The sequence below is a fragment of the Pseudomonas sp. GL_093 genome (genome assembly GCF_057837605.1).
In genome coordinates this window covers 896,905-921,034 of the sequence record NZ_CM174448.1, presented here as the reverse complement: position 1 = coordinate 921,034, position 24,130 = coordinate 896,905, and the positions used below count along the sequence as shown (strand labels likewise).

Genomic DNA, 24,130 nt, shown 5'->3' with positions numbered 1-24,130 from the left:
AGGTTCCTTCAACGACGACTGTGTTGGCGCCCAGTATGCCGTGATAGACCCTCGGGGCGCGATCACTTGCCGCGATTGAGGCGCCGCAGGTTGCCGATCACCGACTCCAGCGCCCGGTCGAACAGCAAGGTGTCGTCCAGCGCGCGCACCGCGCCACGACGAAATTCCAGCGCCAGACCGGTGCGGCTGCGCTCCAGCACTTTCATCCCGGTGCGATTGACGAAAATGTACTTGCCGGTGGCTTCAATGATCGCCGCCAGCTTGCAGCGAAGGGTGTTTTCCTCGTCTTCCTGAAACTCGACCCAGCACCCCAACCGCAGCTGATCAACCTGAAGCAGACCGGCATCGTCCTCCGGCAAGCGCACTGACGCCGTATCGACCGGCCCTTCGTCGGCGGTTCGCAGGACGATTCCCTGCAGCACTTCGACCATTACCGGTGTATCGACAGACTGCTCAAGCTTTTGCCCTGGACGTTCGAACAGCTGAACGTGCAAGGCTTCCAGATCACTGAAAAATTCGCTGGTGGCAAACGGATCAAAGGCCGAACTGCTCAGCCCGTCGCGCAACGACTTGAGCAAGCCGGGCACCAGCGCCAACAAGCGCAAGCTCGCATCGGATTCATCATGACGTTGCACGCTCCAGATCAATTGCTCCATGGACCGCACATCAGCGTGCCACTCGGCCGACTGATCGCCGTGCTTGAGACAGGTCAGCAGCAGTACCTGGCTCCACGCTTCCTGGACAAACACCACCACCCGTTGCGGCAACACTTTGCCCAACAAGGCCTGATTCAGCACCTGTTCGACGCGCTGGCGGGCCAGTTCAGTCCTGGCGCGGCCTTCTTCGGCGTCACGGGTACGTTGCTCCAGCAGCTCACTGCGACGGCGCTCGTCGCTGGTGAAGGCGAGAAAATCCGCGAGCAATTCGGAAAAGACCGCCGGATCATCGACAAAATCGTTCAGCAACCGTTGCACCACTTGCTCGATGCGCAGATACAGGCTGTCGCGCTCATGGTCATCGCACTCGCCCCAGCCCATGGCAGCGGTGGCGATTTCATTGAGCAGGCGCCGGGCCGGGTGACTGCTGCGGCTGAAGAAGCTCTTGTCGAGCACCGCCACTTTCAGCATCGGGATCTGCAAGCGGCCGATCAACGCCTTGAGCGAGTCCGGCAGGTTGCGGTCATCGAGGATGCATTCGAAGAGCATGGCGATCAGGTTGATCACGTCTTCGTCAGCCACTCCAACCACGCGGGACTTGCCACTTTTGACGCTGACCCGGGTCAGCAGTTGTTCGAGCTGGTTTCGCAGATCGAAGTCGTCCTGGGCTGCCGGCGCCGGCACGTATTGCTGCAAGTGCGAGAGCAGGCGCATTAGGTCATGGGTGGAAATCGGCTGTGTCTGGGCACTGGCTTCAAGGGTTGGCGCGACACTGCCACGCACGTGAAACAGCAACTCCTGCAACGCCGCGAAGGCTTCCTGCACGCTGTCGTCGGTCGGCGGGCCACCGACGCGAGTGTTGGCCTGTGCGGGTTCAGTACCAACGCCGGCAGTCGCACGATCCGTAACCTGACGCGCAGGCGCGGGCTTAAGGTCGGGCAGAACACCGGTGGCGGCCAGCAACTGATTGGCTTCGGCGTAGAGCTGATTGGCATCCCTGAGCACATAGCGTTCGAACAGTTTGAGGATGATCAGCTTGACCTTGATCTCCACCCCCAGGTTGCGCCCGGCCTGCATAAAGTACTCGCAGAGCATCGCCGGCCCCATGGGATTGTGCTGATCAAGCAGTTCCCTGCCCAGCAGTGCGCTGAGTCGGGCAGTCAGTTGGTCCAGGGTGAAGCCGTCGCGGTTCAGCACTTTGCTGACCATCGCCTCCACTGCCACGCTGCGCTCCACGTCGTCATCGGGCAGCGCCACCGAGGCGTCGAAGGTCAACGCCTGGGGCAAGGCAGACTGAATGATGTCGCACTGGGTAAGGCTGACAAAAGCCTCGAAGAATTGTTCAAGAAAGCCGCGTTCGATGTTTTTGCGCTTGAGGCGCAAGTCGCGCATGGCTTCGAAGAAGAGGTTCTGTTCGACGTCATTGCGGGCCCGGTCGGCCATTTCGAACAGCGTGTCGTCGGCGTTATCGAACAGTTCCTGCAAACCATGCCTGAGCTGTTGAGCGGCCTTGTCACGAACCTGAAGCAGAATCACAGGCAGGCGGGCGAGCGGCGAGGGAGTCGCCTGGTCGGTAGCGACCTTGTGCAAAGGCACTACATTCCCGTCGTTGTGCATTCAGGCCTCCTGAAACGGTGAGTCTTCGAAGTCGTCAATCCAAATCCACGTCAAAGCCATGACGTCAAAAGCAAGGCGGATTATCTTGCAAAAGATGTCCCCTCTACCAGCAGACTCTGCGTTTCCCATTGAAATAGACGCTTATGGCAGACGCTGACTGAGTGCCGATTGCTCAGGTGAATCGACCAAATGCAGGTTTCAGAGCGATGGGAACGCCTCTGATGTCTTGGGTTGCCCAGTGCCATGGCCCTATAATCGGGCCACTTTGTTTGTGGAGCCCGTTATGCCGAATCTACGTCTCGCCGATTTGACCGCCGAAATCGAAGCCAACGTGCGCCGTGCGTTGCTCGAAGACATCGGCAGCGGCGACATCACCGCACAGCTGATCCCGGCCGAACGCCTGGCCAAAGCCACGATCATCACCCGCGACGCTGCCGTCATCTGCGGCACAGCCTGGGTTGATGCAGTGTTTCGGCAGCTGGATCCACGTGTTGCGGTGCACTGGGAGGTGCGCGATGGCGAGCGGGTGAAACCCAATCAGGTGCTGTTCCACCTCGAAGGCCCGGCGCGCTCGCTACTGACGGGCGAACGCAGTGCACTGAACTTCCTGCAGTTGCTGTCTGGCGTGGCCACGCGCGCGCAGCACCTGGCGGATTACGTTGCCGAGACTCAGGTGAAGTTGCTCGACACCCGTAAAACCTTGCCGGGGCTGCGTCTGGCGCAGAAGTACGCCGTGACCTGCGGCGGTTGCCACAACCACCGCATAGGCCTGTACGACGCCTTCCTGATCAAGGAAAACCATATAGCCGCCTGCGGTGGCATCCCGGAGGCGATCAAAGCCGCGCACAAGATCGCCCCGGGCAAACCGGTGGAGATCGAAGTGGAAAGCCTGGACGAGCTGAAGGAAGCCCTGGCGGCCGGTGCCGACATCATCATGCTCGATGAGTTGAGTCTGGATGACATGCGCGAAGCCGTGCGCCTGAACGGCGGCAAGGCGAAACTGGAGGCCAGCGGCGGTATCAACGAAAGCACGCTGCTACCGATTGCCGAAACCGGGGTGGATTACATCTCGATTGGTGCGATGACCAAGGATGTGAAGGCTGTCGATCTGTCGATGCGCCTGAGCCTTTGATTGAAAAATGTGGGAGCGAGCTTGCTCGCGATGAGGCCTTTTCAGCCAACATCAATGTTGAATGTTAGTCCGCTATCGCGAGCAAGCTCACTCCCACAGGTCAGACCACCAGATTGTTCATCTCGCAGTACTCTTCCCACTCGACGCCCAACACCTCGGCAGCCTCCTTGTGCAGAACAAGGCGCGCAGCCTCGAACTCTTCAGGGGTTGAGGTGTACTTGAGCGTCAGTTCCCACGGCTGCAAGCCCTGAGACTCTGCCTCATCCTCGAATGCCCACTGGATCTGGTCTTTCTGATCGTCGGCGGGCAAGTCCTTGATCTCTTCGGCTAGCTGAGGCGATTCCAGCAAGTACTTCTTCAGCGCTTCTGCGTGTCTGGCTTCTTGGGTCAATTCTTTAACGGTCATGGCGTTCTCTTTGATCTGGGGAATGGAAGATGGATCTGGATCATCAAGGATCTCTCTGACGCAAAAAAACCGTTTGAAGCCCGGTTTGTCTGGCCTTCAGAACCATTCGGGATCATATGAAAACAACGTGTCGCTCGTGCCCGAGACAGGAATCGAACCTGCGACCTTCGCGTTACGAGTGCGCTGCTCTACCAACTGAGCTACACGGGCAGTGGGCTAAACCTAGCACTGACTTTGGGGTCAGGCAACTTCATGGCTCGTCTCATTTTTTTGCAGGCAAAAAAATGCCCCGCAGCGTTCACTGCGGGGCATTTTTTATAACGTTGAAGCGGTCAGGCGTAGGGAGTGATTAAACGCCCGAAGCCTTGGCTGCTGCTACGTCTTTGATGGACAGCTTGATACGGCCGCGGTTGTCCACGTCCAGTACCAGTACTTCCACTTCCTGGCCTTCTTTCAGGATGTCGGTCACTTTCTCTACGCGAGCGTCGCTCAGCATCGAGATGTGAACCAGACCGTCCTTGCCAGGCAGGATGTTGACGAATGCGCCGAAGTCGACGATGCGCTCAACCTTACCGACGTAGATCTTGCCGATTTCAGCTTCTGCGGTGATGCCCAGAACGCGCTGACGTGCAGCTTCAGCAGCTTCTTTGGTCTCGCCGAAGATCTTGATCGAGCCGTCGTCTTCGATGTCGATCGAAGCCTTGGTCTCTTCACAGATCGCACGAATGGTCGCGCCGCCTTTACCGATGACATCACGGATTTTGTCGGTGTCGATTTTCATCGCGATCATGGTCGGAGCGTTTTCCGACAGTTCGGTACGCGACTGGCCAATGATCTGGTTCATCTGACCGAGGATGTTCAGGCGCGCTTCCAGGGCTTGGCCCAGAGCGATTTCCATGATTTCTTCGGTGATGCCTTTGATCTTGATGTCCATCTGCAGCGCGGTCACACCTTTGGCGGTACCGGCTACTTTGAAGTCCATGTCGCCCAGGTGGTCTTCGTCACCCAGGATGTCGGTCAGGATGGCGAATTTCTCGCCTTCTTTAACCAGACCCATGGCGATACCGGCAACCGGTGCCTTCATCGGAACGCCGGCATCCATCAGGGCCAGGGAAGCGCCGCAAACGGAAGCCATTGAGCTCGAACCGTTGGATTCGGTGATTTCCGACACCACACGGATGGTGTACGGGAACACGTCGGCAGCAGGCAACATTGCTGCAATCGAACGACGGGCCAAACGGCCGTGACCGATTTCACGACGACCAGCGCCACCCATGCGACCACACTCACCTACCGAGAACGGAGGGAAGTTGTAGTGCAGCATGAACGGGTCTTTTTTCTCGCCTTCCAGGGTGTCCAGCAGTTGTGCGTCACGGGCGGTGCCCAGTGTTGCAACAACCAGAGCCTGGGTTTCGCCACGGGTGAACAGAGCCGAACCGTGGGTCTTAGGCAGAACACCGACTTCGATGTTCAACGGACGTACGGTCTTGGTGTCGCGACCGTCGATACGTGGCTTGCCGTTTACGATGTTTTCGCGAACGGTGCGGTATTCGATTTCGCCGAAAGCCGCTTTGACTTCGCTGGAAGAAGGCTGGCCTTCTTCACCGGACAGCTTGGCAACGACCTGATCTTTCAGCTCACCCAGGCGAGCGTAACGGTCGGCCTTGATGGTGATGGTGTAAGCCTGGGAGATCGCGTCGCCGAACTCGGCACGGATGGCGCCCAGCAGAGCGGTGGCTTCTGGCTGTGGAGTCCAGGTCCAGGTTGGCTTGGCCGCTTCGGCAGCCAGTTCTTTAACGGCGTTGATCACAACCTGGAACTCGTCGTGAGCAAACAGTACCGCGCCCAGCATCTGGTCTTCGGTCAGCTCTTTGGCTTCCGATTCAACCATCAACACGGCTTCCGACGTACCGGCAACGACCATGTCCAGGCTCGAAGCTTTCTGTTGTTCGTAAGTCGGGTTCAGCAGGTAGCCGGTGCTTTCGTGGAACGCAACGCGTGCACAGCCGATAGGGCCATCGAAAGGAATGCCGGAGATAGCCAGGGCAGCCGAGGTACCGATCATCGCAGCGATGTCCGGATCGGTTTTCTTGCTGGTGGAAACGACGGTGCAGACAACCTGCACTTCGTTCATGAAGCCTTCTGGGAACAGCGGACGGATCGGACGGTCGATCAGTCGGGAAGTCAGGGTTTCTTTCTCGGAAGGACGGCCTTCACGCTTGAAGAAACCGCCAGGGATCTTACCGGCAGCGTAAGTCTTTTCCTGGTAGTGAACGGACAGAGGGAAGAAGCCCTTGCCTGGATCGGCTTGCTTGGCGCCGACCACAGTCACCAATACGCTGACGTCGTCGTCAACGGTGACCAATACTGCGCCGGAGGCCTGACGGGCGATACGGCCAGTCTCGAGGGTAACGGTCGACTGACCGAACTGGAATTTTTTGATTACCGGGTTCACGGTGTCCTACCTTCTTTTGTGGCTCTTGGGGAACTTGTCTTCTTGCGAAATTCTTGGGCAACGCCGGGAATCGGCCCGACTGTCATTGTCCAGGTAAAGCAGGTATCCAGATAAAACTTGAGGCTGGGAGCCTGCCATGCGCCAGCGGGAAACCCACTGGCGTACGACAGACAACCAACCTCTAGCGCAATCGCTTATTAGCGACGCAGACCCAGGCGACCGATCAGAGTCTGATAGCGACCCAGATCCTTGCCTTTCAGGTAGTCCAGCAGCTTACGACGCTGGTTTACCATGCGGATCAGACCACGACGGGAGTGGTGATCTTTACCGTTGGCCTTGAAGTGACCTTGCAGCTTGTTGATGTTGTGGGTCAGCAGTGCAACTTGCACTTCTGGCGAACCAGTGTCACCAACAGCTTGCTGGTAGTCAGCTACGATTTGAGCTTTTTCTTGAACGTCGAGAGCCATGAGGCAATCCTTTTATCAGGAAACTGTTTCAAAGAAACAGCTTCAACAGGCCAGGGACAAATCCCTGTATCTAAAAATGAGTAGTGACCGTGCCTGTTAACAGCCACCCTCGTTCGGTCATTCTGACCGAATCAGTCGACGTGGCGCGATGCGCCCGTCTTCGCTCACTTCACCGATACCGATGAAGCGACCATTGTGATCCTGTACCCGTACCATGCCGAACTTCGGTGCATCCGGGGCTCGTACCGGTTGGCCGTTAAGCCAGTAGAACGAGCTGTGCTCCGAGAACTGCAACAGTGGCCAATCCAGCAGGCCGCTGTCCGATGGCATCAGGAAGCGGTCGACCGCTTCGTTGCCGCCTTCGGCATGTACCGCTTCCAACTCTTCCAGCGTGACCGTCTGCGCCAGCGTGAAAGGCCCGGCCTGGGTACGTCGCAGTTCAGCAACGTAAGCGCCACAACCGAGTTGCTCACCGATATCCTCCACCAGGGTGCGGATATAGGTACCTTTGGTGCAATCCACTGCAAGCCGCGCAGTATCACCTTCAAAGGCCAGTAATTCCAAGCGCGTAATAGTAACAGAACGCGGTTCGCGCTCCACTACTTCACCTGCCCTGGCCAGCTTGTACAACGGCTGGCCATCACGTTTGAGCGCCGAGTACATGGGCGGTATCTGACTGATTTGCCCACGAAATTTCGGCAGCACCGCTTCGACATCGGCGCGACCAACGGTCACCGGGCGCTCAAGCAAAACATCACCCTCGGCATCGGCCGTGGTGGTGGTCTTGCCCAGTTGCGCCAGGGTTTCGTAACCCTTGTCGGAATCGAGCAGGTATTGCGAAAACTTGGTGGCCTCACCGAAGCACAACGGCAACACGCCGGTGGCCAGCGGATCGAGACTGCCGGTGTGCCCGGCCTTCTCGGCGTTCAGCAACCAGCGAACCTTCTGCAACGCCGCATTGGAGGTGAACCCCAGTGGCTTGTCGAGCAGGATGATACCGCTGACGTTACGACGGATACGTTTGACCTGAGCCACCGATTACTCCTTGGTGTCTTCGGCTTCTGCCGCAACCGGATGCTGATTGTCTTCAGCTACCGCACGTTCGATCAATGCCGACAGATGAGCACCACGCACGACGCTTTCGTCATAGTGGAAGTGCAGCTGCGGAACGCTGCGCAACTTCATTTCGCGAGCCAACTGCATACGCAGGAAGCCGGCGGCTGAGTTGAGCACCTTGATGCTCTGCGCGATGTCTTCGGCGTTGTCCTGACCCATCACTGTGATGAAGATCTTGGCGTGACCGACGTCACGGCTGACTTCAACAGCGGTAATGGTGACCAGGCCGACGCGCGGGTCTTTGACTTCACGACGGATCAGCTGTGCCAGCTCACGCTGCATCTGATCGCCGATACGTTGGGTACGGCTGTATTCTTTTGCCATGTCTTGTTACCTGTTACTGCCACACGGTGAAACCCGTGGGGTCTGAAAGCGGCAAACGCCCGGCCTGACAAAAGCCAGACCGGGCGTTGCGTTTAGAGTCCTGACGCCGTGCCGCGCACTTGCATGCGGCGGCTCGCCGTGGCCCTTGAAGTGCGCGAGTTAGAGGCTGCGAGCAACCTGGACCTTCTCGTAGACTTCGATCTTGTCGCCAGCTTTGACGTCGTTGTAGCTCTTGACGCCGATACCGCATTCCATGCCGGCACGTACTTCGGAAGCGTCATCCTTGAAGCGGCGCAGGGATTCCAGCTCGCCTTCGAAGATAACGATGTCTTCACGCAGTACACGGATTGGACGGTTACGGTGAACAACACCTTCGATAACCATGCAACCGGCGATCGCGCCAAACTTCGGCGAACGGAACACGTCACGCACTTCAGCGGTACCCAGGATGTTCTCGCGAACATCGCTGCCCAGCATACCGGTGAGGGCTTTCTTGACGTCTTCGATGATGTCGTAGATCACGTTGTAGTAACGCATATCCAGACCTTCCTGCTCGACGATCTTGCGAGCGCCAGCATCGGCACGCACGTTGAAGCCGAACAGTACAGCGTTGGAGGCCAGCGCCAGGTTAGCGTCGGACTCGGTGATACCACCGACGCCGCCACCGACAACACGCACTTGCACTTCGTCGTTACCCAGGCCGTTCAAGGCACCATTCAACGCTTCCAGCGAACCACGGACGTCAGATTTGAGGACGATGTTGAGCGTCTTCTTCTCTGCCTGCCCCATGTTCTCGAAGATGTTTTCAAGCTTGCCAGCGTGAGCGCGGGCCAGCTTGACTTCGCGGAACTTGCCTTGACGGAACAGAGCCACTTCACGGGCTTTCTTCTCGTCCGACAGCACACTCATCTCATCGCCAGCGTCCGGGGTACCGTCCAGGCCGAGGATCTCGACAGGGATGGAAGGACCAGCTTCCTTGATTGGCTTGCCGTTCTCGTCGAGCATGGCGCGAACGCGGCCATAGTTCGAACCGACCAGTACCATGTCGCCTTGGCGCAGGGTACCGTCTTGAACCAGAACGGTAGCAACCGGGCCACGACCTTTGTCGAGACGCGATTCAACCACGACGCCACGGCCAGGAGCCGAAGGAGTTGCTTTCAGTTCCAGAACTTCAGCTTGCAGCAGAACAGCTTCGAGCAACTCGTCCACGCCAGTACCGACTTTCGCCGAAACCGATACGAACGGGGTGTCGCCGCCCCACTCTTCCGAAGTCACGCCGTGAACCGACAGTTCGCTACGGATGCGATCGAGATCAGCGCCCGGCTTGTCGATTTTGTTCACTGCAACCACCAGTGGAACACCGGCAGCTTTGGCGTGCTGAACCGCTTCAATGGTCTGCGGCATTACGCCGTCGTCCGCTGCAACGACCAGGATCACGATGTCAGTCGCCTTGGCACCACGAGCACGCATTGCGGTAAACGCAGCGTGACCCGGGGTATCGAGGAAAGTGACCATGCCGCGATCAGTTTCAACGTGGTATGCACCGATGTGCTGGGTGATACCGCCGGCTTCGCCAGCAGCTACCTTGGCACGACGGATGTAGTCGAGCAGCGAGGTTTTACCGTGGTCAACGTGGCCCATTACGGTCACAACCGGTGCACGGGAGAACGTCTCACCTTCAAACTTCAGGGACTCGGCCAGGGAATCTTCCAGGGCGGTGTCGCTGACCAGGGTCACTTTGTGGCCCAGTTCTTCGGCTACCAGCTGAGCAGTTTCCTGATCAAGCACCTGGTTGATGGTCGCTGGGGTACCCAGTTTGAACATGAACTTGATGATTTCAGCAGCCTTGACCGACATCTGGTTGGCGAGATCGCCAACAGTGATGGTCTCGCCAATCTGCACATCACGCACGACAGGGCCGGTTGGGCTCTGGAAACCGTGAGCGTTGCGTTTCTTCAGCTTGGCCTTGCCGCGACCACCACGACGGAAGCCATCGCTTTCTTCGTCGGTAGTACGTGGGGCAACGCGTGGAGCAGGCGCTTTCTCTTTGACCGAAGCACGATGCGGAGCGTTTTTGCGCTCGCCATCGCTACTGCCACGACGACTGTTATCATCGGCACGTGGTTTGTCCGGACGGCGCTGTTCGTTCTGCTTGTTGCGAACATCGGCAGACGGTGCTGGTGCAGCAGCCACAACCGGCGCGCTTTCACGTACTGGCTCGGCAACTGCAGCAGGTGCTGCAACGGCGTCGTTAGTAGCGGATTGCGCAGCAGCAGGCTGACGACGCGCGTCTTCTTCGGCGCGACGCTTGGCTTCTTCTTCAGCCTTCTGACGTGCAGCATTTTCTACTGCGCGACGTTCGTCCAGTTCGCGTTTGCGCTCGGCTTCAATTTCTTCCGGGCTGCGCTGTACGAAAACTTTCTTTTTGCGTACTTCAACACTGATGCTTTTGCTGCCAGCAACACGCAGGGTGCTGGTGGTTTTACGCTGCAGTGTGATCTTGCGTGGTTCTTCCACTTTCGCCTTGTGGCTGCTTTTCAAGTGAGTCAGCAAAGATTGCTTCTCACTGTCAGTCACATGTTCTTCGGCGGCGGTGTGCGGCAGACCTGCCTCACGCATCTGCTGCAACAGGCGCTCTACCGGTGTTTTGACCTCATCGGCCAGTTGTTTCACCGTGACTTGCGTCATGCACTTCTCTCCTCAGGCCGCGCCTAATTACTCGAACCAGTGGGCTCGGGCGGCCATGATCAACTTGCCGGCACGATCATCGTCAATGCCGTCGATGTCGAGCAGGTCGTCAATAGACTGCTCGGCCAGGTCTTCGCGGGTAATTACGCCGCGCACCGCCAGTTCCATCGCCAAATCCTTGTCCATACCCTCAAGCGAGAGCAGGTCTTCGGCCGGATGGGCGTCTGCCAGCTTTTCCTCAGTAGCGATGGCTTTGGTCAACAAACGATCCTTGGCGCGAGCGCGAAGCTCGTTGACGGTTTCTTCGTCAAAGCCGTCGATGTTGAGCATTTCTTCCAACGGTACGTAGGCAATCTCTTCCAGGCTGGTAAAGCCTTCATCTACCAGCACCTGTGCCAGGTCTTCGTCGACTTCCAGCTCGTCGATGAAGTTGCGCAGGATGTCGCCGGTTTCTGCTTGCTGCTTAGCCTGGATGTCCGATTCGGTCATCACGTTCAGGGTCCAGCCAGTCAACTGGCTAGCCAGACGCACGTTCTGACCACCCCGACCAATGGCCTGAGCCAGATTGTCTGCGCCAACGGCGATGTCCATTGCATGGGCATCTTCGTCAACGATAATTGCCGCCACTTCAGCCGGCGACATTGCATTGATCACAAACTGAGCCGGGTTGTCGTCCCACAGGACGATGTCCACACGCTCACCGCCCAACTCACCCGACACTGCCTGGACGCGCGAACCGCGCATACCGATGCAAGCGCCTTGCGGGTCGATGCGTTTGTCCTTGGAGCGGACCGCGATCTTGGCGCGCGAACCCGGGTCACGGGATGCTGCCATTACTTCGATCAGGCCTTCAGCGATTTCCGGCACTTCGATGCGGAACAACTCGATCAGCATTTCCGGCGCAGTACGCGACAGGATCAGCTGCGGGCCGCGGTTCTCGGTGCGGATTTCCTTGAGCAGCGCACGCAGACGCACGCCAACCCGGAAGGTTTCGCGAGAAATGATGTCTTCGCGAGCCAGCAACGCTTCAGCGTTGTTGCCCAGGTCGACGATCACGTTGTCGCGAGTCACTTTCTTCACGGTGCCGGAGATGATTTCCCCCAGGCGCTCGCGATAGGCATCAACGACTTGAGCGCGCTCGGCTTCGCGAACTTTCTGCACGATGACTTGCTTGGCAGTCTGTGCAGCGATGCGGCCGAACTCAATGGACTCGATCTTTTCTTCGACTACATCACCAACCTGAGCACCAGGATGCGTTTCTGCAACCTTGCTCGGCCAGGTTTCGATGGCCGGATCGTCCAGGTCTGCTTCTTCGACGACAGTCCAGCGACGGAATGTCTCGTAAGCACCGGTGTGGCGATTGATTTCCACACGCAGATCGACTTCGTCCTCGAAACGCTTTTTGGTAGCAGTGGCCAGAGCCAGCTCCAGCGCTTCAAAAATTACGTTTGCCGGTACGCCCTTTTCATTGGATACCGACTCAACAACCAGCAGTACTTCTTTGCTCATCGTACGCCTCGCCTTTCGCAAGCCATTGGATCCGCGGGATCCGCGTCTCAGTCAAAACTGGGAATAATGTTGGCCTTGTCGATCATATCGATCGGCAACAGGAACTCATGGTCTTCTACCTGCACCACGACGTCCTGCTCTTCTACACCGCGCAGAAGGCCCTGAAAGTTGCGTCGGCCTTCAAAAGGCGAGCGCAGCTTGATCTTCACTTGTTCACCGGCAAATTTTGCAAACTGCTCAATAGTGAACAGCGGGCGTTCCATGCCAGGCGAGGAAACTTCAAGGGTGTATTCAACGGCGATTGGATCTTCAACATCCAGCACACCGCTGATCTGACGGCTGACAATGGCACAATCGTCCACCAGCACGCCGCCCTCTTTATCGATATAAACGCGCAACATTGAGTGGCGACCTTGAGCCGAAAACTCAATACCCCAGCATTCATAGCCTAGGGCCACGACCACCGGGGCCAGCAAGGCCTGCAACTCTTCTAGCTTGCTCGACACCTGAACCCCCTCGTGCATGTATGTGCATGCTGTGCAAAATAAAAAAATGGGCGAAACGCCCATCCTTGAAACGCCGTCGAACAGCGGCGTTGAAAGTGTCCAGCTAACAAAAAGCCCCTTAAAAGGGGCTCCTTAAACTGGTTGCGGGGGCCGGATTTGAACCGACGACCTTCGGGTTATGAGCCCGACGAGCTACCAGACTGCTCCACCCCGCGACAAAGCTGGGGCGGAAGTATACGACCGATCCCTGACAGGGTCAATGTAACCTTCCACCTACAAGAAAGCCCGCAACAGCGGGCTCTCCTGATAATTGGTACCGAGAAGGGGACTCGAACCCCTACACCCTATGGGCACAACCACCTCAAGGTTGCGTGTCTACCAATTCCACCACCTCGGCAATACTACGTTTGAAACCCTTCTTACTTTTGCTCTTGAGCTGGAGGCACGTCAGTCGCTGGAGTAGCCGACTTTTGCTCTTGAAGCACCGGTACATCATCAGAAGCCGGTTGTTGCTTTGGAACTTCCAACACTGCTGGATTTGGCAAACCTACTTGAGTCAGCTGGTGAGCCTTCTCTTTAGCAAAGTAACCTAACCCTAAGCTGGTTATGAAGAAACCGGCGGCAAGTATAGCAGTAAACTTACTAAGAAAGGTAGAGGAACCTTGGCTTCCGAACACAGTATTTGAAGCACCTGCTCCGAAAGACGCGCCAGCATCCGCACCTTTACCCTGCTGCAGCAATACCAGAGCAACTACGCCCAATGCACCCAGCAGATGAAAAACGACTACGACTGTTTCCAGCATTTTTTCAGTTTCCCGCGGCGCGACAAATCGCACCGAACTCATCTGCATTCAGGGAAGCCCCACCAATGAGCCCCCCATCGATATCCGGCATGCCGAACAGTTCGACCGCATTGGCCGCCTTCACGCTGCCGCCGTATAGAAGCCGCACACCTTGTGCGACCTCAGAATTCTCTGCCGCCAACTGAGCGCGAATGGCTGCATGCACATCCTGCGCCTGTTGCGGCGAAGCAGTCAGCCCGGTACCAATGGCCCAGACCGGCTCGTAAGCGATTACTGCCTTTGCAAAGGCACCAACACCCAGCTCCTCTATGATACTGCCTAGCTGACGCCCGACAACCTCAAGAGTTTTTCCAGCTTCGCGCTCTTCAAGGGTTTCCCCTACGCACAATACTGGAATCAAGCCACATGCCTGTGCCGCTGCGAACTTGCGAATCAGCATTCCGTCCTGCTCGCCCATTATCTGGCGGCGCTCGGAGTGCCCGACAAGCACAAAAGAACAGCCTGCATCCACCAACTGACTCGGCGCAACTTCACCGGTCAACGCACCTTGCATGGATTCCACCGCAGAGTTCTGCGCGCCGACCGAAATCGACTTTTCCTTCAAGCCATCAATCACTTGATTGATATGCAAGCAAGACGGGAATACCGCTACATCAACATCGCTCGGCAAGGCCAGATGACGAAGGCCATTGATCAGCTCAGCGACGCTGGCGCGGGTACCGTGCATCTTCCAGTTACCAGCTACCATAGGGCGACGCATGCTGTACCTCGTCGGTCAAAGTGGGCGCAGATGTTACCCAACACAATCATGGCTGGCAAGCCGAAATCAGGCAGAAACTTCAGTAACCAGTTTTGCCAGCTCTTCGGCGTAGCCGCGAACCTGTGTTTCGTCCTCGCCTTCGACCATGACCCGCACCAGCGGCTCCGTCCCGGACTTGCGCAACAGCACGCGCCCACGACCAGCCATGGCCTGGGTAACGCGCTCGCTGGCCTCTTTGACCGCAGGATGATCGAGGGGGCTCGCACCACCACCGAAACGCACATTAATCAGCACCTGAGGGCACTTGCGCAACGCCTGACGCGATTGTGCCAACCCCTCGGAGCGGGTCTTCAGTGCCATCAATACCTGCAACGCGGCAATGATCGCGTCACCGGTGGTGGTGTGGTCGAAGCAGACGATGTGCCCCGAATTTTCACCACCCACCTGCCAATCGCGCTCCAGCAACTCGGAGATTACGTAACGATCGCCAACATTCGCCCGTACAAAGGGAATTGCCAGATCCGCCAGGGCCAATTCCAACCCCAGGTTACTCATCAGCGTACCGACCACACCGCCCTGCAATTTGCCGCGCTCATGCAGGTCGCGAGCAATGATGAACAGCAACTCATCACCGTCGACAACAGTACCGGTATGATCAACCATCTGTACGCGGTCACCATCACCGTCAAAGGCGATACCCAAATCAGCATGCTCGGCCAATACAGCGGCTTGCAGCGGCTCCATATGGGTCGAACCGCAATTTTCATTGATGTTCAGCCCGTTAGGATGAGCAGAAAGCACAACGACATCCGCTCCCAGCTCACGGAATACACTAGGCGCCACCTTGTAGGTCGCACCGTGAGCGCAGTCGATCACGATCTTCAGGCCCGCGAAGCTGGTGCCGGTCGGGACGCTGCTTTTGCAGAATTCGATATAGCGGCCTGAAGCATCGTTGATGCGCGATACCTTGCCGATCTTGCTCGACTCAACCACAGTCATCGGGGTGTCGAGCAATTCTTCGATCATATGCTCGACTTCATCAGGAAGCTTGGTGCCCTTCCCGGAGAAAAACTTGATGCCATTGTCATCGTGAGGGTTGTGCGAGGCACTGATCACGATGCCCGCTTCAGCCTGGAAGGTACGAGTCAGGTAGGCGATGGCCGGTGTCGGCATCGGGCCCAGGAGCATGACATCGGCACCTGCCGACGTAAGTCCGGCCTCGAGCGCCGATTCGAACATATAGCCAGAGATCCGAGTGTCCTTGCCCACCAACACCTTGCAGGCGCCCATTTTTCGGAACGCCATACCGGCAGCCCAGCCGAGCTTGAGCATGAAGTCAGGAGTAATCGGATATTCGCCGACCCGACCACGAATGCCGTCGGTGCCAAAGTATTTCTTAGTCATAAGTACTCCATCATTCTTATTCGGCTGATTCCACTGCAGCGATCATCCGCACCACATCGACGGTTTCGGCCACATCATGGACGCGCAATATACGCGCGCCCTTGACCGAAGCCAGCGCTGCAAGCGCCAGACCACCATACAGACGCTCACCAACCGGACGATTCAATGCCTGACCTATCATGCTCTTTCGCGAAACCCCGACCAACAGGGGCCGCCCCAAGGTATGCAGGGCCTCCATATGCTTGAACAAGCTTAGATTGTGCTGCAAGGTTTTTGCGAAGCCAAAGCCCGGATCAAGGATGATCCGGTCCGCTGTAATTCCTACCGACGCACACTGAGCCATGCGCTCGGCGAGAAACTCGCCCACCTCTTTCGTGACGTCCTGATACTGCGGATTGTCCTGCATGTCGCCCGGCTCACCGAGCATATGCATCAGACAGACTGGCAGGCCAGTGGCCGCGGCCGCATCCAGAGCGCCATCGCGCCGCAGCGAGCGCACGTCATTGATCAACCCCGCGCCAAGTCGTGCGGCTTCGCGCATGACAGCTGGCGTGGAAGTGTCGACCGAGATAATTACATCAAGCTCGCGGTGTATTCGCTCGACGACCGGAGCTACGCGCTCAAGCTCTTCCAGCGGTGAAACCACCCTGGCACCCGGCCGGGTCGATTCGCCACCGACATCGATCAACGTCGCGCCGGCCGCCACCATAGCCTCAGCGTGGCGCAAGGCCGCATCGAGCTGGCTATATTGGCCGCCATCAGAGAAGGAATCGGGAGTGACATTGAGAATACCCATGACGTGCGTCAGGGCTAAATCAAGAACCCGATTGCCGCAAGGCAACCGGGTCGAGGACTGAACAGAAGTCATTTCAAACCTTAAACGTCAGCAGCCGGACCGCCGATCGGTGTTTCCGGACGCGGATCCTGTGCCACCGGAGGAGTTCCGGAGGTACCTGTGCCGCCTGACCAGTCGCGAGGTTCACGAGGCGTACGACCTGCCATGATGTCGTCGATCTGATCAGCGTCGATCGTTTCGTACTTCATCAAGGCATCAGCCATGGCGTCGAGCTTGTCACGGTTATCGGTGAGGATCTGCTTGGCCGTGCCGTAGCACTGATCAATGATGCTGCGCACTTCGGAGTCGATCAACTTGGCTGTCTCACCGGAGAAGCTTGCACCCTGACCGCCACCGCCGCGACCGAGGAACACTTCGCCCTCTTCTTCTGCGTACATCAACGGGCCGAGTTTTTCCGACAAGCCCCACTTGGTTACCATGTTCCGTGCAATCTGGCTGGCACGCATGATGTCGTTTGACGCACCGGTGGTGACGCCGTCGAAGCCCAAGGTCATTTCTTCAGCAATACGGCCGCCGTACAACGAGCAGATCTGGCTGATCAACGCACGCTTGGACAGGCTGTAGCGATCTTCTTCCGGCAGGAACATGGTCACACCCAGCGCACGACCGCGCGGAATGATCGACACCTTGTAGACCGGGTCATGCTCAGGCACGACGCGCCCAACAATAGCGTGCCCTGCTTCGTGGTAAGCGGTGTTCTGCTTCTCTTTCTCGGACATGACCATGGACTTGCGCTCGGCGCCCATCATGATCTTGTCTTTGGCCAATTCGAACTCTTTCATTTCGACGATGCGCTTGCCGGCACGGGCCGCGAACAACGACGCTTCGTTCACCAGGTTAGCCAGGTCGGCACCAGAGAAACCTGGGGTACCACGAGCGATCACGGCCGGAGCGACGTCGTCACCCATTGGCACTTTTCGCATGTGAACCTTGAGAATCTGCTCGCGACCACGGATATCTGGCAGACCGACAACAACCTGACGATCGAAACGGCCTGGACGCAGCAACGCAGGGTCCAGTACGTCCGGACGGTTGGTTGCAGCGATGACGATGATGCCGTCATTCATTTCGAAGCCGTCCATCTCTACCAGCAACTGGTTGAGAGTCTGCTCGCGTTCGTCATGACCGCCACCCATACCGGCACCACGGTGGCGACCGACGGCGTCGATTTCATCGATGAAGATGATGCATGGCGCGTGTTTCTTGGCCTGCTCAAACATGTCACGAACACGACTGGCACCAACACCGACGAACATTTCGACGAAATCGGAACCGGAAATGGTGAAGAACGGTACTTTTGCTTCGCCGGCAATCGCTTTGGCGAGCAATGTTTTACCGGTACCTGGAGGTCCCACCATCAGCACGCCACGTGGAATGCGGCCGCCCAGACGCTGAAACTTGCCCGGATCACGCAGGAACTCGACCAGTTCACCGACTTCTTCCTTGGCTTCGTCACAACCGGCAACGTCACCCAAGGTGGTTTTCACCTGATCCTCGGAGAGCAGGCGCGCCTTGCTCTTTCCGAAGCTCATTGGCCCGCCCTTGCCACCGGCGCCGCCCTGCATCTGCCGCATGAAGAACATGAACACGGCGATGATCACGAGGATCGGGAAGCTTGCGACCAGGAGCTGAGTCCAGATGCTTTGCTGCTCAGGCTGTTTGCCTTCGACTACGACATGGTTGTCCACGAGGTCGCCGATCAGACCGTTGTCCTGGATTGCCGGACGAATGGTCTTGAAGCTGTCGCCATCGTTGCGTTTGCCGGTAATCACGTAGCCGTCAACCGCTACGCGCTCGACCTTTCCATCCTTGACCTGCTGGATGAAGTCGGAATAGTTGAGGGTCTGCGGCTCGTTAGGGCTGGAGAAGTTGTTCATCACTGTCACCAGGACAGCCGCGATGATCAACCACAGGATCAGATTCTTTGCCATATCGTTCAATTAACTACCCTCTGAAGCAAGCTCCGCTAATGGCGCGCGCTTCGCATGATATTCACCGGCCTAACTTACTACATTACCTACGGCTCTGGCAGGCGCCGTCTGTAACCCTTTGTGAAACACTTTCTACACAATATTCGCTAATGCTCACGGGGCGAAATACGAAAATCCTATCGACCCGCAAAAAAACCTCGATTTACTCACTACGGCCGCGATAGCCCCAAGCCAGCATATATTGCTCGCGGGAACTGCCACGGGAAGAGTCCGGCTTGATCATCTGGACCTTGTCGAATTTCTGACGAGCGTCCTTCACGTAAGCATCAAACCCTTCGCCCTGAAACACCTTGATCACGAAATTACCACCCGGCTTGAGTATCCGAGCCGCCAGATCAAGAGCCAGCTCACATAGAAACATGGCTTTTGGCATGTCCACCTCAGGCGTACCACTCATATTGGGGGCCATATCGGAAATCACAAGGTCCACCTGCGAATTACCCACGGCTTCAAGGATCTGAGCGAGCACTTCGTCCTGGGTGAAGTCACCCTGGATGAAAGTCACGTCCGGAATGCTGTCCATTTCCAGGATGTCCGAGGCGATCAGACGCCCCTGACCACCGATCAGCCGACTAGTGACCTGCGACCAGCCGCCGGGCGCCGCTCCCAGGTCGACAACACTCATACCTGGACGGATCAGTTTGTATTTCTCCTGGACCTCCAGAAGCTTGTAACTCGCACGCGAGCGGTAACCATCCTTCTGCGCCTGCTTCACATAGGGATCATTGACATGTCTTTGCAGCCACTTAAGGCTTGTCTTGGAACGGGCCACGGGCCACCTCGAAAATAAAACGGGTCGTGATTAACTGGGCGGTCCCGGACTCGCTCGGGTAAACTGGCCGCCGCTTTTTACAAGATCAGACGCAGGGGTCAGATTATGCCGCTCACTCAAGAGCAGAAGAAACAGTACAAATCCATTGGCCACCATCTGAAACCAGTTTTGACTGTGGCTGACAACGGTTTGACTGAAGGTGTGTTAGCCGAACTTGAACGCGCTTTGGCGGATCACGAGCTGATTAAAATCAAGCTCAACATCCTCGATCGCGAGTCGCGCTTGGCGAACATTGCAGAACTGTGCAAGGTCGGCAAAGCGGACCTGGTTCAGGTCATCGGCAAGATGGCACTGATTTACCGCAAGAACTTCAGCGTCAACAAGCAGCTGTCGAACGTCCATCGCTTCAAGTGATGGCAAGGGTCAAGGGTGTGCTTCGCGCACCCTGCCACTCCATCCAGGCACCGGCTGCAACACCAGCACCAGCCCGGAAAAGCCCAGAACAAGATAGCTGAACACCTGCCAACGCACGGCATCCGGCCAGCCGATACGCACCGCGGCATACATCGCACACGCATACATCGCCATCATCAGCAGTTGCCCGCGAATATCGCGCCATAGACTGGCAAGGCCCTCGGCCTGAACCAGCACCAAAGCCTGAAAAATCACACACGCTGCGGCGAACCCCACCATCAGCGCATCAAGCATGCCTGCAATTTCGTCGATCAGCAGCGGTGCCAGGCCAATCTTGCCCAGCACCGGCAGCAGACCGATGTGCAACAGCCACAGACCACCAACCCACAACATCTGAGTCAGTTGCCAAAGCATGGCGCCCGCACGTAGCGGGCGCCTGCGCTCAGATGTGGCGAACTTCGACAATCTCGTACTCGATAACGCCGCCAGGCGTTTTCACGGCAACCACATCACCCTCTTCCTTGGCAATCAAGGCGCGGGCCAATGGCGAACCGACCGAAATCTTGCCGAGTTTGAAGTCAGCCTCATCCTCACCAACAATGTGGTAAGTGACGCTTTCATCCGTCTCGACGTTGGCGATTTCAACGGTGGTGCCGAAGATCACTTTGCCGGTGTGAGGAATGGTCGTGACATCAATGATCACCGCGTTTTGCATGCGGCCTTCGATGTCGCGGATCCGCGCCTCGACCATACCTTGCTGCTCGCGAGCAGCGTGGTATTCGGCGTTTTCTTTCAAGTCACCCAACTCGCGGGCCGTACCGATGTCCTGGCTGAGCTTCGGACGGACGACCTTGGTCAGGTGAGCGTGTTCTTCTTCCAGGGCTTTTGCGCCCTTGACGGTCATTGGGTATTTGATCATGCCTTCAATCCTGCGTGTAGATCCTGCAAGCGGCGCACGGTCTTCTCGGGACCGAACTTCAGCGCTTCGCAGATAGCTTCGCCAGCAGCAATGGTAGTGGTGCAGTAAATCTTGTGCTGCAAGGCATTACGACGAATGGAGTACGAATCAGCGATCGACTGACGACCTTCGGTGGTGTTGATGATCAGGGTGACTTCGTCATTCTTGATCATGTCGACCACGTGCGGACGACCCTCGGTCACCTTGTTCACACGACGCACTTTCAGGCCTGCGGCTTCGATCAGCTTGGCAGTACCGGCAGTGGCGACCACTTCGAAGCCCAAGTTGATCAGATCACGGGCCACGCCTGCAACCAGTGGCTTGTCGTCATCGCGTACGCTGATGAATGCGGTACCGCCGGTCGGCAGCACTTCGCTGGCGCCCATTTGGGCTTTGGCAAACGCTTCACCGAAGGTGTCGCCCACGCCCATCACTTCACCTGTGGACTTCATCTCTGGGCCCAGGATCGGGTCCACGCCAGGGAATTTGGCGAATGGGAACACCGCCTCTTTCACACTGTAGAAGTTCGGAATGATTTCTTTGGTGAAACCGATTTCCTTCAGGGTTTTACCGGCCATCACGCGAGCCGCGATCATCGCCAGGGAAACACCGATGCACTTGGACACGAACGGTACGGTACGGGAAGCGCGCGGGTTGACTTCGATGACGTAGATGTCTTCGCCTTGCAGCGCCAACTGAACGTTCATCAGGCCGACAACGCCCAGTTCCAGGGCCATTTTCTTGACCTGTTCGCGCATCTCGTCCTGGATGTGTGCAGGCAGCGAGTACGGCGGCAGGGAGCACGCGGAGTCACCGGAGTGAACGCCAGCCTGCTCGATGTGCTGCATGATCGCGCCGATCACCACGTCGGTGCCGTCGCAGACCGCATCCACATCCATTTCGATGGCGCAGTTGAGGAAGTGATCGAGCAGCACCGGGCTGTCGTTGGACACTTTCACCGCATCACGCAGGTAGCGCTTGAGCTCTTCTTCTTCGTAAACGATTTCCATCGCGCGGCCGCCCAGTACGTAGGACGGACGAACCACCAGCGGATAACCGATCTTGCTGGCCGCACGAATCGCTTCGTCTTCGCTGCGCACGGTGGCGTTTGGCGGCTGACGCAGGTTCAGGCGCTCGACCATTTGCTGGAAGCGCTCACGATCTTCGGCACGGTCAATAGCGTCAGGGCTGGTACCGATGATCGGCACGCCGGCTTCTTCCAGGGCACGAGCCAGCTTCAGCGGGGTTTGGCCGCCGTACTGGACGATCACGCCTTTCGGCTTCTCGACGCGGACGATTTCCAGCACGTCTTCCAAGGTCACTGGTTCGAAGTACAGGCGATCGGAGGTGTCGTAGTCGGTGGAAACGGTTTCCGGGTTGCAGTTGACCATGATGGTCTCGTAACCGTCTTCGCGCAGGGCCAGTGCCGCGTGTACGCAGCAGTAGTCGAACTCGATACCCTGACCGATACGGTTAGGACCACCGCCGAGGATCATGATCTTGTCGCGTCCCGATGGCGCGGCTTCGCACTCTTCCTCGTAAGTCGAGTACATGTAGGCAGTGTCGGTGGCGAACTCGGCCGCGCAGGTGTCAACGCGCTTGTAGACCGGGAAAATCTCAAGCTTGTGACGGTGGCGACGCAGAGCCTTCTCGGTCACGCCCAGCAGCTTGGCCAGACGCATGTCGGAGAAGCCTTTGCGCTTGAGGCGGAACATCACGTCGCGGTCGATGCTGGCCAGACCCAGGGTCTTGACCTTCTCTTCTTCCTTGATCAGATCTTCGATCTGGACCAGGAACCACGGGTCGATCATGTTCATGCCGAAGATGTCTTCGACCGACAGACCGGCGCGGAACGCGTCAGCCACGTACCAGATACGCTCGGCACCCGGCACGGTCAGTTCGCGCTTGAGGATGCTCATGCTTTCCGGATTGCTCAGGTCGAGCTTCTCGTCCAGGCCGCAAACGCCCACTTCCAGACCGCGCAGGGCTTTCTGCAGGGATTCCTGGAAAGTCCGGCCGATGGCCATGACTTCACCCACCGACTTCATTTGAGTGGTCAGGCGCGCGTCGGCTTTCGGGAATTTCTCGAAGGCGAAGCGTGGCAGCTTGGTCACGACGTAGTCGATGGACGGCTCGAAGGATGCAGGAGTCGCGCCGCCGGTGATTTCGTTCTGCAGCTCGTCCAGGGTGTAGCCGATCGCCAACTTGGCGGCGATACGCGCAATCGGGAAACCAGTGGCTTTCGAGGCCAGCGCCGAAGAGCGGGATACACGCGGGTTCATCTCGATCACGACCATACGGCCAGTGTCCGGGCAGATGCCAAACTGAACGTTGGAGCCGCCGGTTTCCACACCGATCTCACGCAGTACCGCCAATGAGGCGTTACGCATGATCTGGTATTCCTTGTCCGTCAGGGTTTGTGCCGGAGCAACGGTGATCGAGTCACCGGTGTGCACGCCCATCGGGTCAAAGTTTTCGATCGAGCAGACGATGATGCAGTTGTCCTTCTTATCGCGGACAACCTCCATCTCATATTCTTTCCAGCCGATCAGGGATTCGTCGATCAGCAGCTCTTTGGTCGGCGACAGGTCGAGGCCGCGGGCGCAGATTTCTTCGAACTCTTCACGGTTGTAAGCGATACCGCCACCGGTGCCGCCCATGGTGAAGGACGGACGGATGATGCACGGGAAGCCAAGCTTCTCGAGGACCACGTTGGCCTCTTCCATGCTGTGGGCGATACCCGAACGCGGGCAGTCCAGGCCGATGGATTTCATCGCCTTGTCGAAACGCGAACGGTCTTCAGCCTTGTCGATGGTGTCAGCATTGGCGCCGATCATCTCTACGCCGAACTTCTCCAGAACGCCTTCGCGCTCCAGATCCAGTGCGCAGTTCAGAGCGGTCTGGCCACCCATGGTTGGCAGCAGCGCGTCCGGACGCTCTTTCTCGATGATCTTGGCAACGGTCTGCCACTTGATCGGCTCGATGTAGGTGGCGTCGGCCATGTCCGGGTCGGTCATGATGGTCGCTGGGTTGGAGTTCACCAGGATGACGCGGTAACCCTCCTCGCGCAGGGCTTTACAGGCCTGGGCGCCGGAGTAGTCGAATTCGCAGGCCTGGCCGATCACGATCGGGCCAGCGCCGAGAATCAGGATGCTTTTAATGTCTGTACGTTTTGGCATGGGTTTGTCACTCAAATCCGCAGGTCAGTCGGCAAGCCGTCTTGTTCAATCTTTGAAGCCTTGAGGGGGTCGCCGGTTGCGGGACCGCCCTCAAGCTATGCAACATCAAGGCGAGCG

Annotated in this window: 20 protein-coding genes and 3 tRNA genes; 2 read left to right on the top strand and 21 right to left on the bottom strand. The window is 57.6% G+C overall.

Annotated features, from left to right (window positions below; genetic code table 11):
- Positions 1-62: 62 nt before the first annotated feature.
- A complete protein-coding gene (locus AC3IUE_RS04030; protein ID WP_489265696.1) occupies positions 63-2,273 on the bottom strand; it encodes a DUF1631 domain-containing protein in 2,211 nt (736 codons plus the stop codon).
- Positions 2,274-2,556: 283 nt separating this feature from the next.
- Here AC3IUE_RS04030 and nadC point away from each other — a divergent pair, with 283 nt between their 5' ends.
- Positions 2,557-3,405, top strand: coding sequence for a carboxylating nicotinate-nucleotide diphosphorylase (nadC, locus tag AC3IUE_RS04025; protein WP_056741079.1), 849 nt, complete (start codon positions 2,557-2,559; stop codon positions 3,403-3,405).
- 100 nt (positions 3,406-3,505) lie between these two features.
- On the opposite strand, the gene AC3IUE_RS04020 is transcribed toward nadC, so the two are convergent.
- The 17 genes from AC3IUE_RS04020 to rlmE all read right to left on the bottom strand — a co-directional run bounded on the left by AC3IUE_RS04020 (position 3,506) and on the right by rlmE (position 19,462).
- The gene (locus AC3IUE_RS04020; RefSeq protein ID WP_046046051.1) at positions 3,506-3,811 is read right to left on the bottom strand and encodes a DUF6388 family protein; all 306 of its coding nucleotides are present in this window, start codon (positions 3,809-3,811) and stop codon (positions 3,506-3,508) included.
- Between the two features lie 137 nt (positions 3,812-3,948).
- Positions 3,949-4,021, bottom strand: a tRNA-Thr gene (locus AC3IUE_RS04015).
- 139 nt (positions 4,022-4,160) lie between these two features.
- Entirely contained in the window at positions 4,161-6,266 is a 2,106-nt protein-coding gene (pnp, locus tag AC3IUE_RS04010) for a polyribonucleotide nucleotidyltransferase (protein ID WP_046045794.1), read from the bottom strand.
- 197 nt (positions 6,267-6,463) lie between these two features.
- A complete protein-coding gene (gene rpsO / locus AC3IUE_RS04005) occupies positions 6,464-6,733 on the bottom strand; it encodes a 30S ribosomal protein S15 (RefSeq protein ID WP_003177875.1) in 270 nt (89 codons plus the stop codon).
- A 117-nt stretch (positions 6,734-6,850) separates the two neighbouring features.
- Positions 6,851-7,768, bottom strand: a complete 918-nt coding sequence (gene truB / locus AC3IUE_RS04000; protein ID WP_008149014.1) for a tRNA pseudouridine(55) synthase TruB — start codon at positions 7,766-7,768, stop codon at positions 6,851-6,853.
- A 3-nt stretch (positions 7,769-7,771) separates the two neighbouring features.
- A complete protein-coding gene (rbfA, locus tag AC3IUE_RS03995; protein WP_008149016.1) occupies positions 7,772-8,173 on the bottom strand; it encodes a 30S ribosome-binding factor RbfA in 402 nt (133 codons plus the stop codon).
- A 159-nt stretch (positions 8,174-8,332) separates the two neighbouring features.
- A complete protein-coding gene (gene infB, locus AC3IUE_RS03990; RefSeq protein ID WP_056741077.1) occupies positions 8,333-10,861 on the bottom strand; it encodes a translation initiation factor IF-2 in 2,529 nt (842 codons plus the stop codon).
- A 27-nt stretch (positions 10,862-10,888) separates the two neighbouring features.
- A complete protein-coding gene (gene nusA / locus AC3IUE_RS03985; protein ID WP_008024459.1) occupies positions 10,889-12,370 on the bottom strand; it encodes a transcription termination factor NusA in 1,482 nt (493 codons plus the stop codon).
- 47 nt (positions 12,371-12,417) lie between these two features.
- Positions 12,418-12,876, bottom strand: coding sequence for a ribosome maturation factor RimP (gene rimP / locus AC3IUE_RS03980; protein WP_010463487.1), 459 nt, complete (start codon positions 12,874-12,876; stop codon positions 12,418-12,420).
- A 138-nt stretch (positions 12,877-13,014) separates the two neighbouring features.
- A tRNA-Met gene (locus tag AC3IUE_RS03975) sits at positions 13,015-13,091 on the bottom strand.
- 96 nt (positions 13,092-13,187) lie between these two features.
- Positions 13,188-13,273 (bottom strand) — tRNA-Leu (locus AC3IUE_RS03970).
- A 22-nt stretch (positions 13,274-13,295) separates the two neighbouring features.
- The gene (secG, locus tag AC3IUE_RS03965; protein WP_017336473.1) at positions 13,296-13,679 is read right to left on the bottom strand and encodes a preprotein translocase subunit SecG; all 384 of its coding nucleotides are present in this window, start codon (positions 13,677-13,679) and stop codon (positions 13,296-13,298) included.
- Between the two features lie 4 nt (positions 13,680-13,683).
- The gene (gene tpiA, locus AC3IUE_RS03960; RefSeq protein WP_347802329.1) at positions 13,684-14,439 is read right to left on the bottom strand and encodes a triose-phosphate isomerase; all 756 of its coding nucleotides are present in this window, start codon (positions 14,437-14,439) and stop codon (positions 13,684-13,686) included.
- 66 nt (positions 14,440-14,505) lie between these two features.
- Positions 14,506-15,843: a phosphoglucosamine mutase gene (glmM, locus tag AC3IUE_RS03955; protein ID WP_489265690.1), complete on the bottom strand. Its 1,338-nt coding sequence runs from the start codon at positions 15,841-15,843 to the stop codon at positions 14,506-14,508.
- Between the two features lie 16 nt (positions 15,844-15,859).
- Positions 15,860-16,711 (bottom strand): dihydropteroate synthase, encoded by an 852-nt coding sequence (gene folP, locus AC3IUE_RS03950; RefSeq protein WP_489265688.1) that lies wholly within the window; start codon positions 16,709-16,711, stop codon positions 15,860-15,862.
- Positions 16,712-16,719: 8 nt separating this feature from the next.
- A complete protein-coding gene (ftsH, locus tag AC3IUE_RS03945) occupies positions 16,720-18,630 on the bottom strand; it encodes an ATP-dependent zinc metalloprotease FtsH (RefSeq protein ID WP_033053619.1) in 1,911 nt (636 codons plus the stop codon).
- A 202-nt stretch (positions 18,631-18,832) separates the two neighbouring features.
- Positions 18,833-19,462 carry a 23S rRNA (uridine(2552)-2'-O)-methyltransferase RlmE gene (rlmE, locus tag AC3IUE_RS03940; RefSeq protein WP_008005470.1) on the bottom strand — a complete coding sequence of 210 codons (630 nt, stop codon included), beginning with the start codon at positions 19,460-19,462 and terminating at the stop codon, positions 18,833-18,835.
- Positions 19,463-19,567: 105 nt separating this feature from the next.
- Between rlmE and AC3IUE_RS03935 the strand changes: the two genes are divergently transcribed.
- Entirely contained in the window at positions 19,568-19,876 is a 309-nt protein-coding gene (locus AC3IUE_RS03935; protein WP_008005472.1) for a YhbY family RNA-binding protein, read from the top strand.
- 9 nt (positions 19,877-19,885) lie between these two features.
- On the opposite strand, the gene AC3IUE_RS03930 is transcribed toward AC3IUE_RS03935, so the two are convergent.
- Genes AC3IUE_RS03930 through carB form a run of 3 tightly spaced genes read right to left on the bottom strand, consistent with a single transcriptional unit; the run spans position 19,886 to position 24,013 of the window.
- Entirely contained in the window at positions 19,886-20,290 is a 405-nt protein-coding gene (locus tag AC3IUE_RS03930) for an MFS transporter (RefSeq protein WP_489265685.1), read from the bottom strand.
- A 28-nt stretch (positions 20,291-20,318) separates the two neighbouring features.
- Complete coding sequence (gene greA / locus AC3IUE_RS03925; protein ID WP_046045786.1) at positions 20,319-20,795, bottom strand: transcription elongation factor GreA; 477 nt, start codon at positions 20,793-20,795, stop codon at positions 20,319-20,321.
- Positions 20,792-24,013: a carbamoyl-phosphate synthase large subunit gene (carB, locus tag AC3IUE_RS03920; protein WP_489265683.1), complete on the bottom strand. Its 3,222-nt coding sequence runs from the start codon at positions 24,011-24,013 to the stop codon at positions 20,792-20,794. Before carB ends, greA begins: the two co-directional genes overlap by 4 nt.
- Positions 24,014-24,130 lie beyond the last annotated feature (117 nt).

Bases quoted from the DNA above. Each gene is read 5' to 3' on its own strand.
- tpiA (WP_347802329.1), bottom strand. From the start codon at position 14,439: ATGCGTCGCCCTATGGTAGCTGGTAACTGGAAGATGCACGGTACCCGC.
- folP (WP_489265688.1), bottom strand. From the start codon at position 16,711: ATGACTTCTGTTCAGTCCTCGACCCGGTTGCCTTGCGGCAATCGGGTT.
- AC3IUE_RS03935 (WP_008005472.1), top strand. From the start codon at position 19,568: ATGCCGCTCACTCAAGAGCAGAAGAAACAGTACAAATCCATTGGCCAC.
- AC3IUE_RS03930 (WP_489265685.1), bottom strand. From the start codon at position 20,290: ATGCTTTGGCAACTGACTCAGATGTTGTGGGTTGGTGGTCTGTGGCTG.
- AC3IUE_RS04020 (WP_046046051.1), bottom strand. From the start codon at position 3,811: ATGACCGTTAAAGAATTGACCCAAGAAGCCAGACACGCAGAAGCGCTG.
- secG (WP_017336473.1), bottom strand. From the start codon at position 13,679: ATGCTGGAAACAGTCGTAGTCGTTTTTCATCTGCTGGGTGCATTGGGC.
- greA (WP_046045786.1), bottom strand. From the start codon at position 20,795: ATGATCAAATACCCAATGACCGTCAAGGGCGCAAAAGCCCTGGAAGAA.
- rpsO (WP_003177875.1), bottom strand. From the start codon at position 6,733: ATGGCTCTCGACGTTCAAGAAAAAGCTCAAATCGTAGCTGACTACCAG.
- AC3IUE_RS04030 (WP_489265696.1), bottom strand. From the start codon at position 2,273: ATGCACAACGACGGGAATGTAGTGCCTTTGCACAAGGTCGCTACCGAC.
- infB (WP_056741077.1), bottom strand. From the start codon at position 10,861: ATGACGCAAGTCACGGTGAAACAACTGGCCGATGAGGTCAAAACACCG.
- glmM (WP_489265690.1), bottom strand. From the start codon at position 15,843: ATGACTAAGAAATACTTTGGCACCGACGGCATTCGTGGTCGGGTCGGC.
- rbfA (WP_008149016.1), bottom strand. From the start codon at position 8,173: ATGGCAAAAGAATACAGCCGTACCCAACGTATCGGCGATCAGATGCAG.
- nadC (WP_056741079.1), top strand. From the start codon at position 2,557: ATGCCGAATCTACGTCTCGCCGATTTGACCGCCGAAATCGAAGCCAAC.
- carB (WP_489265683.1), bottom strand. From the start codon at position 24,013: ATGCCAAAACGTACAGACATTAAAAGCATCCTGATTCTCGGCGCTGGC.
- ftsH (WP_033053619.1), bottom strand. From the start codon at position 18,630: ATGGCAAAGAATCTGATCCTGTGGTTGATCATCGCGGCTGTCCTGGTG.
- nusA (WP_008024459.1), bottom strand. From the start codon at position 12,370: ATGAGCAAAGAAGTACTGCTGGTTGTTGAGTCGGTATCCAATGAAAAG.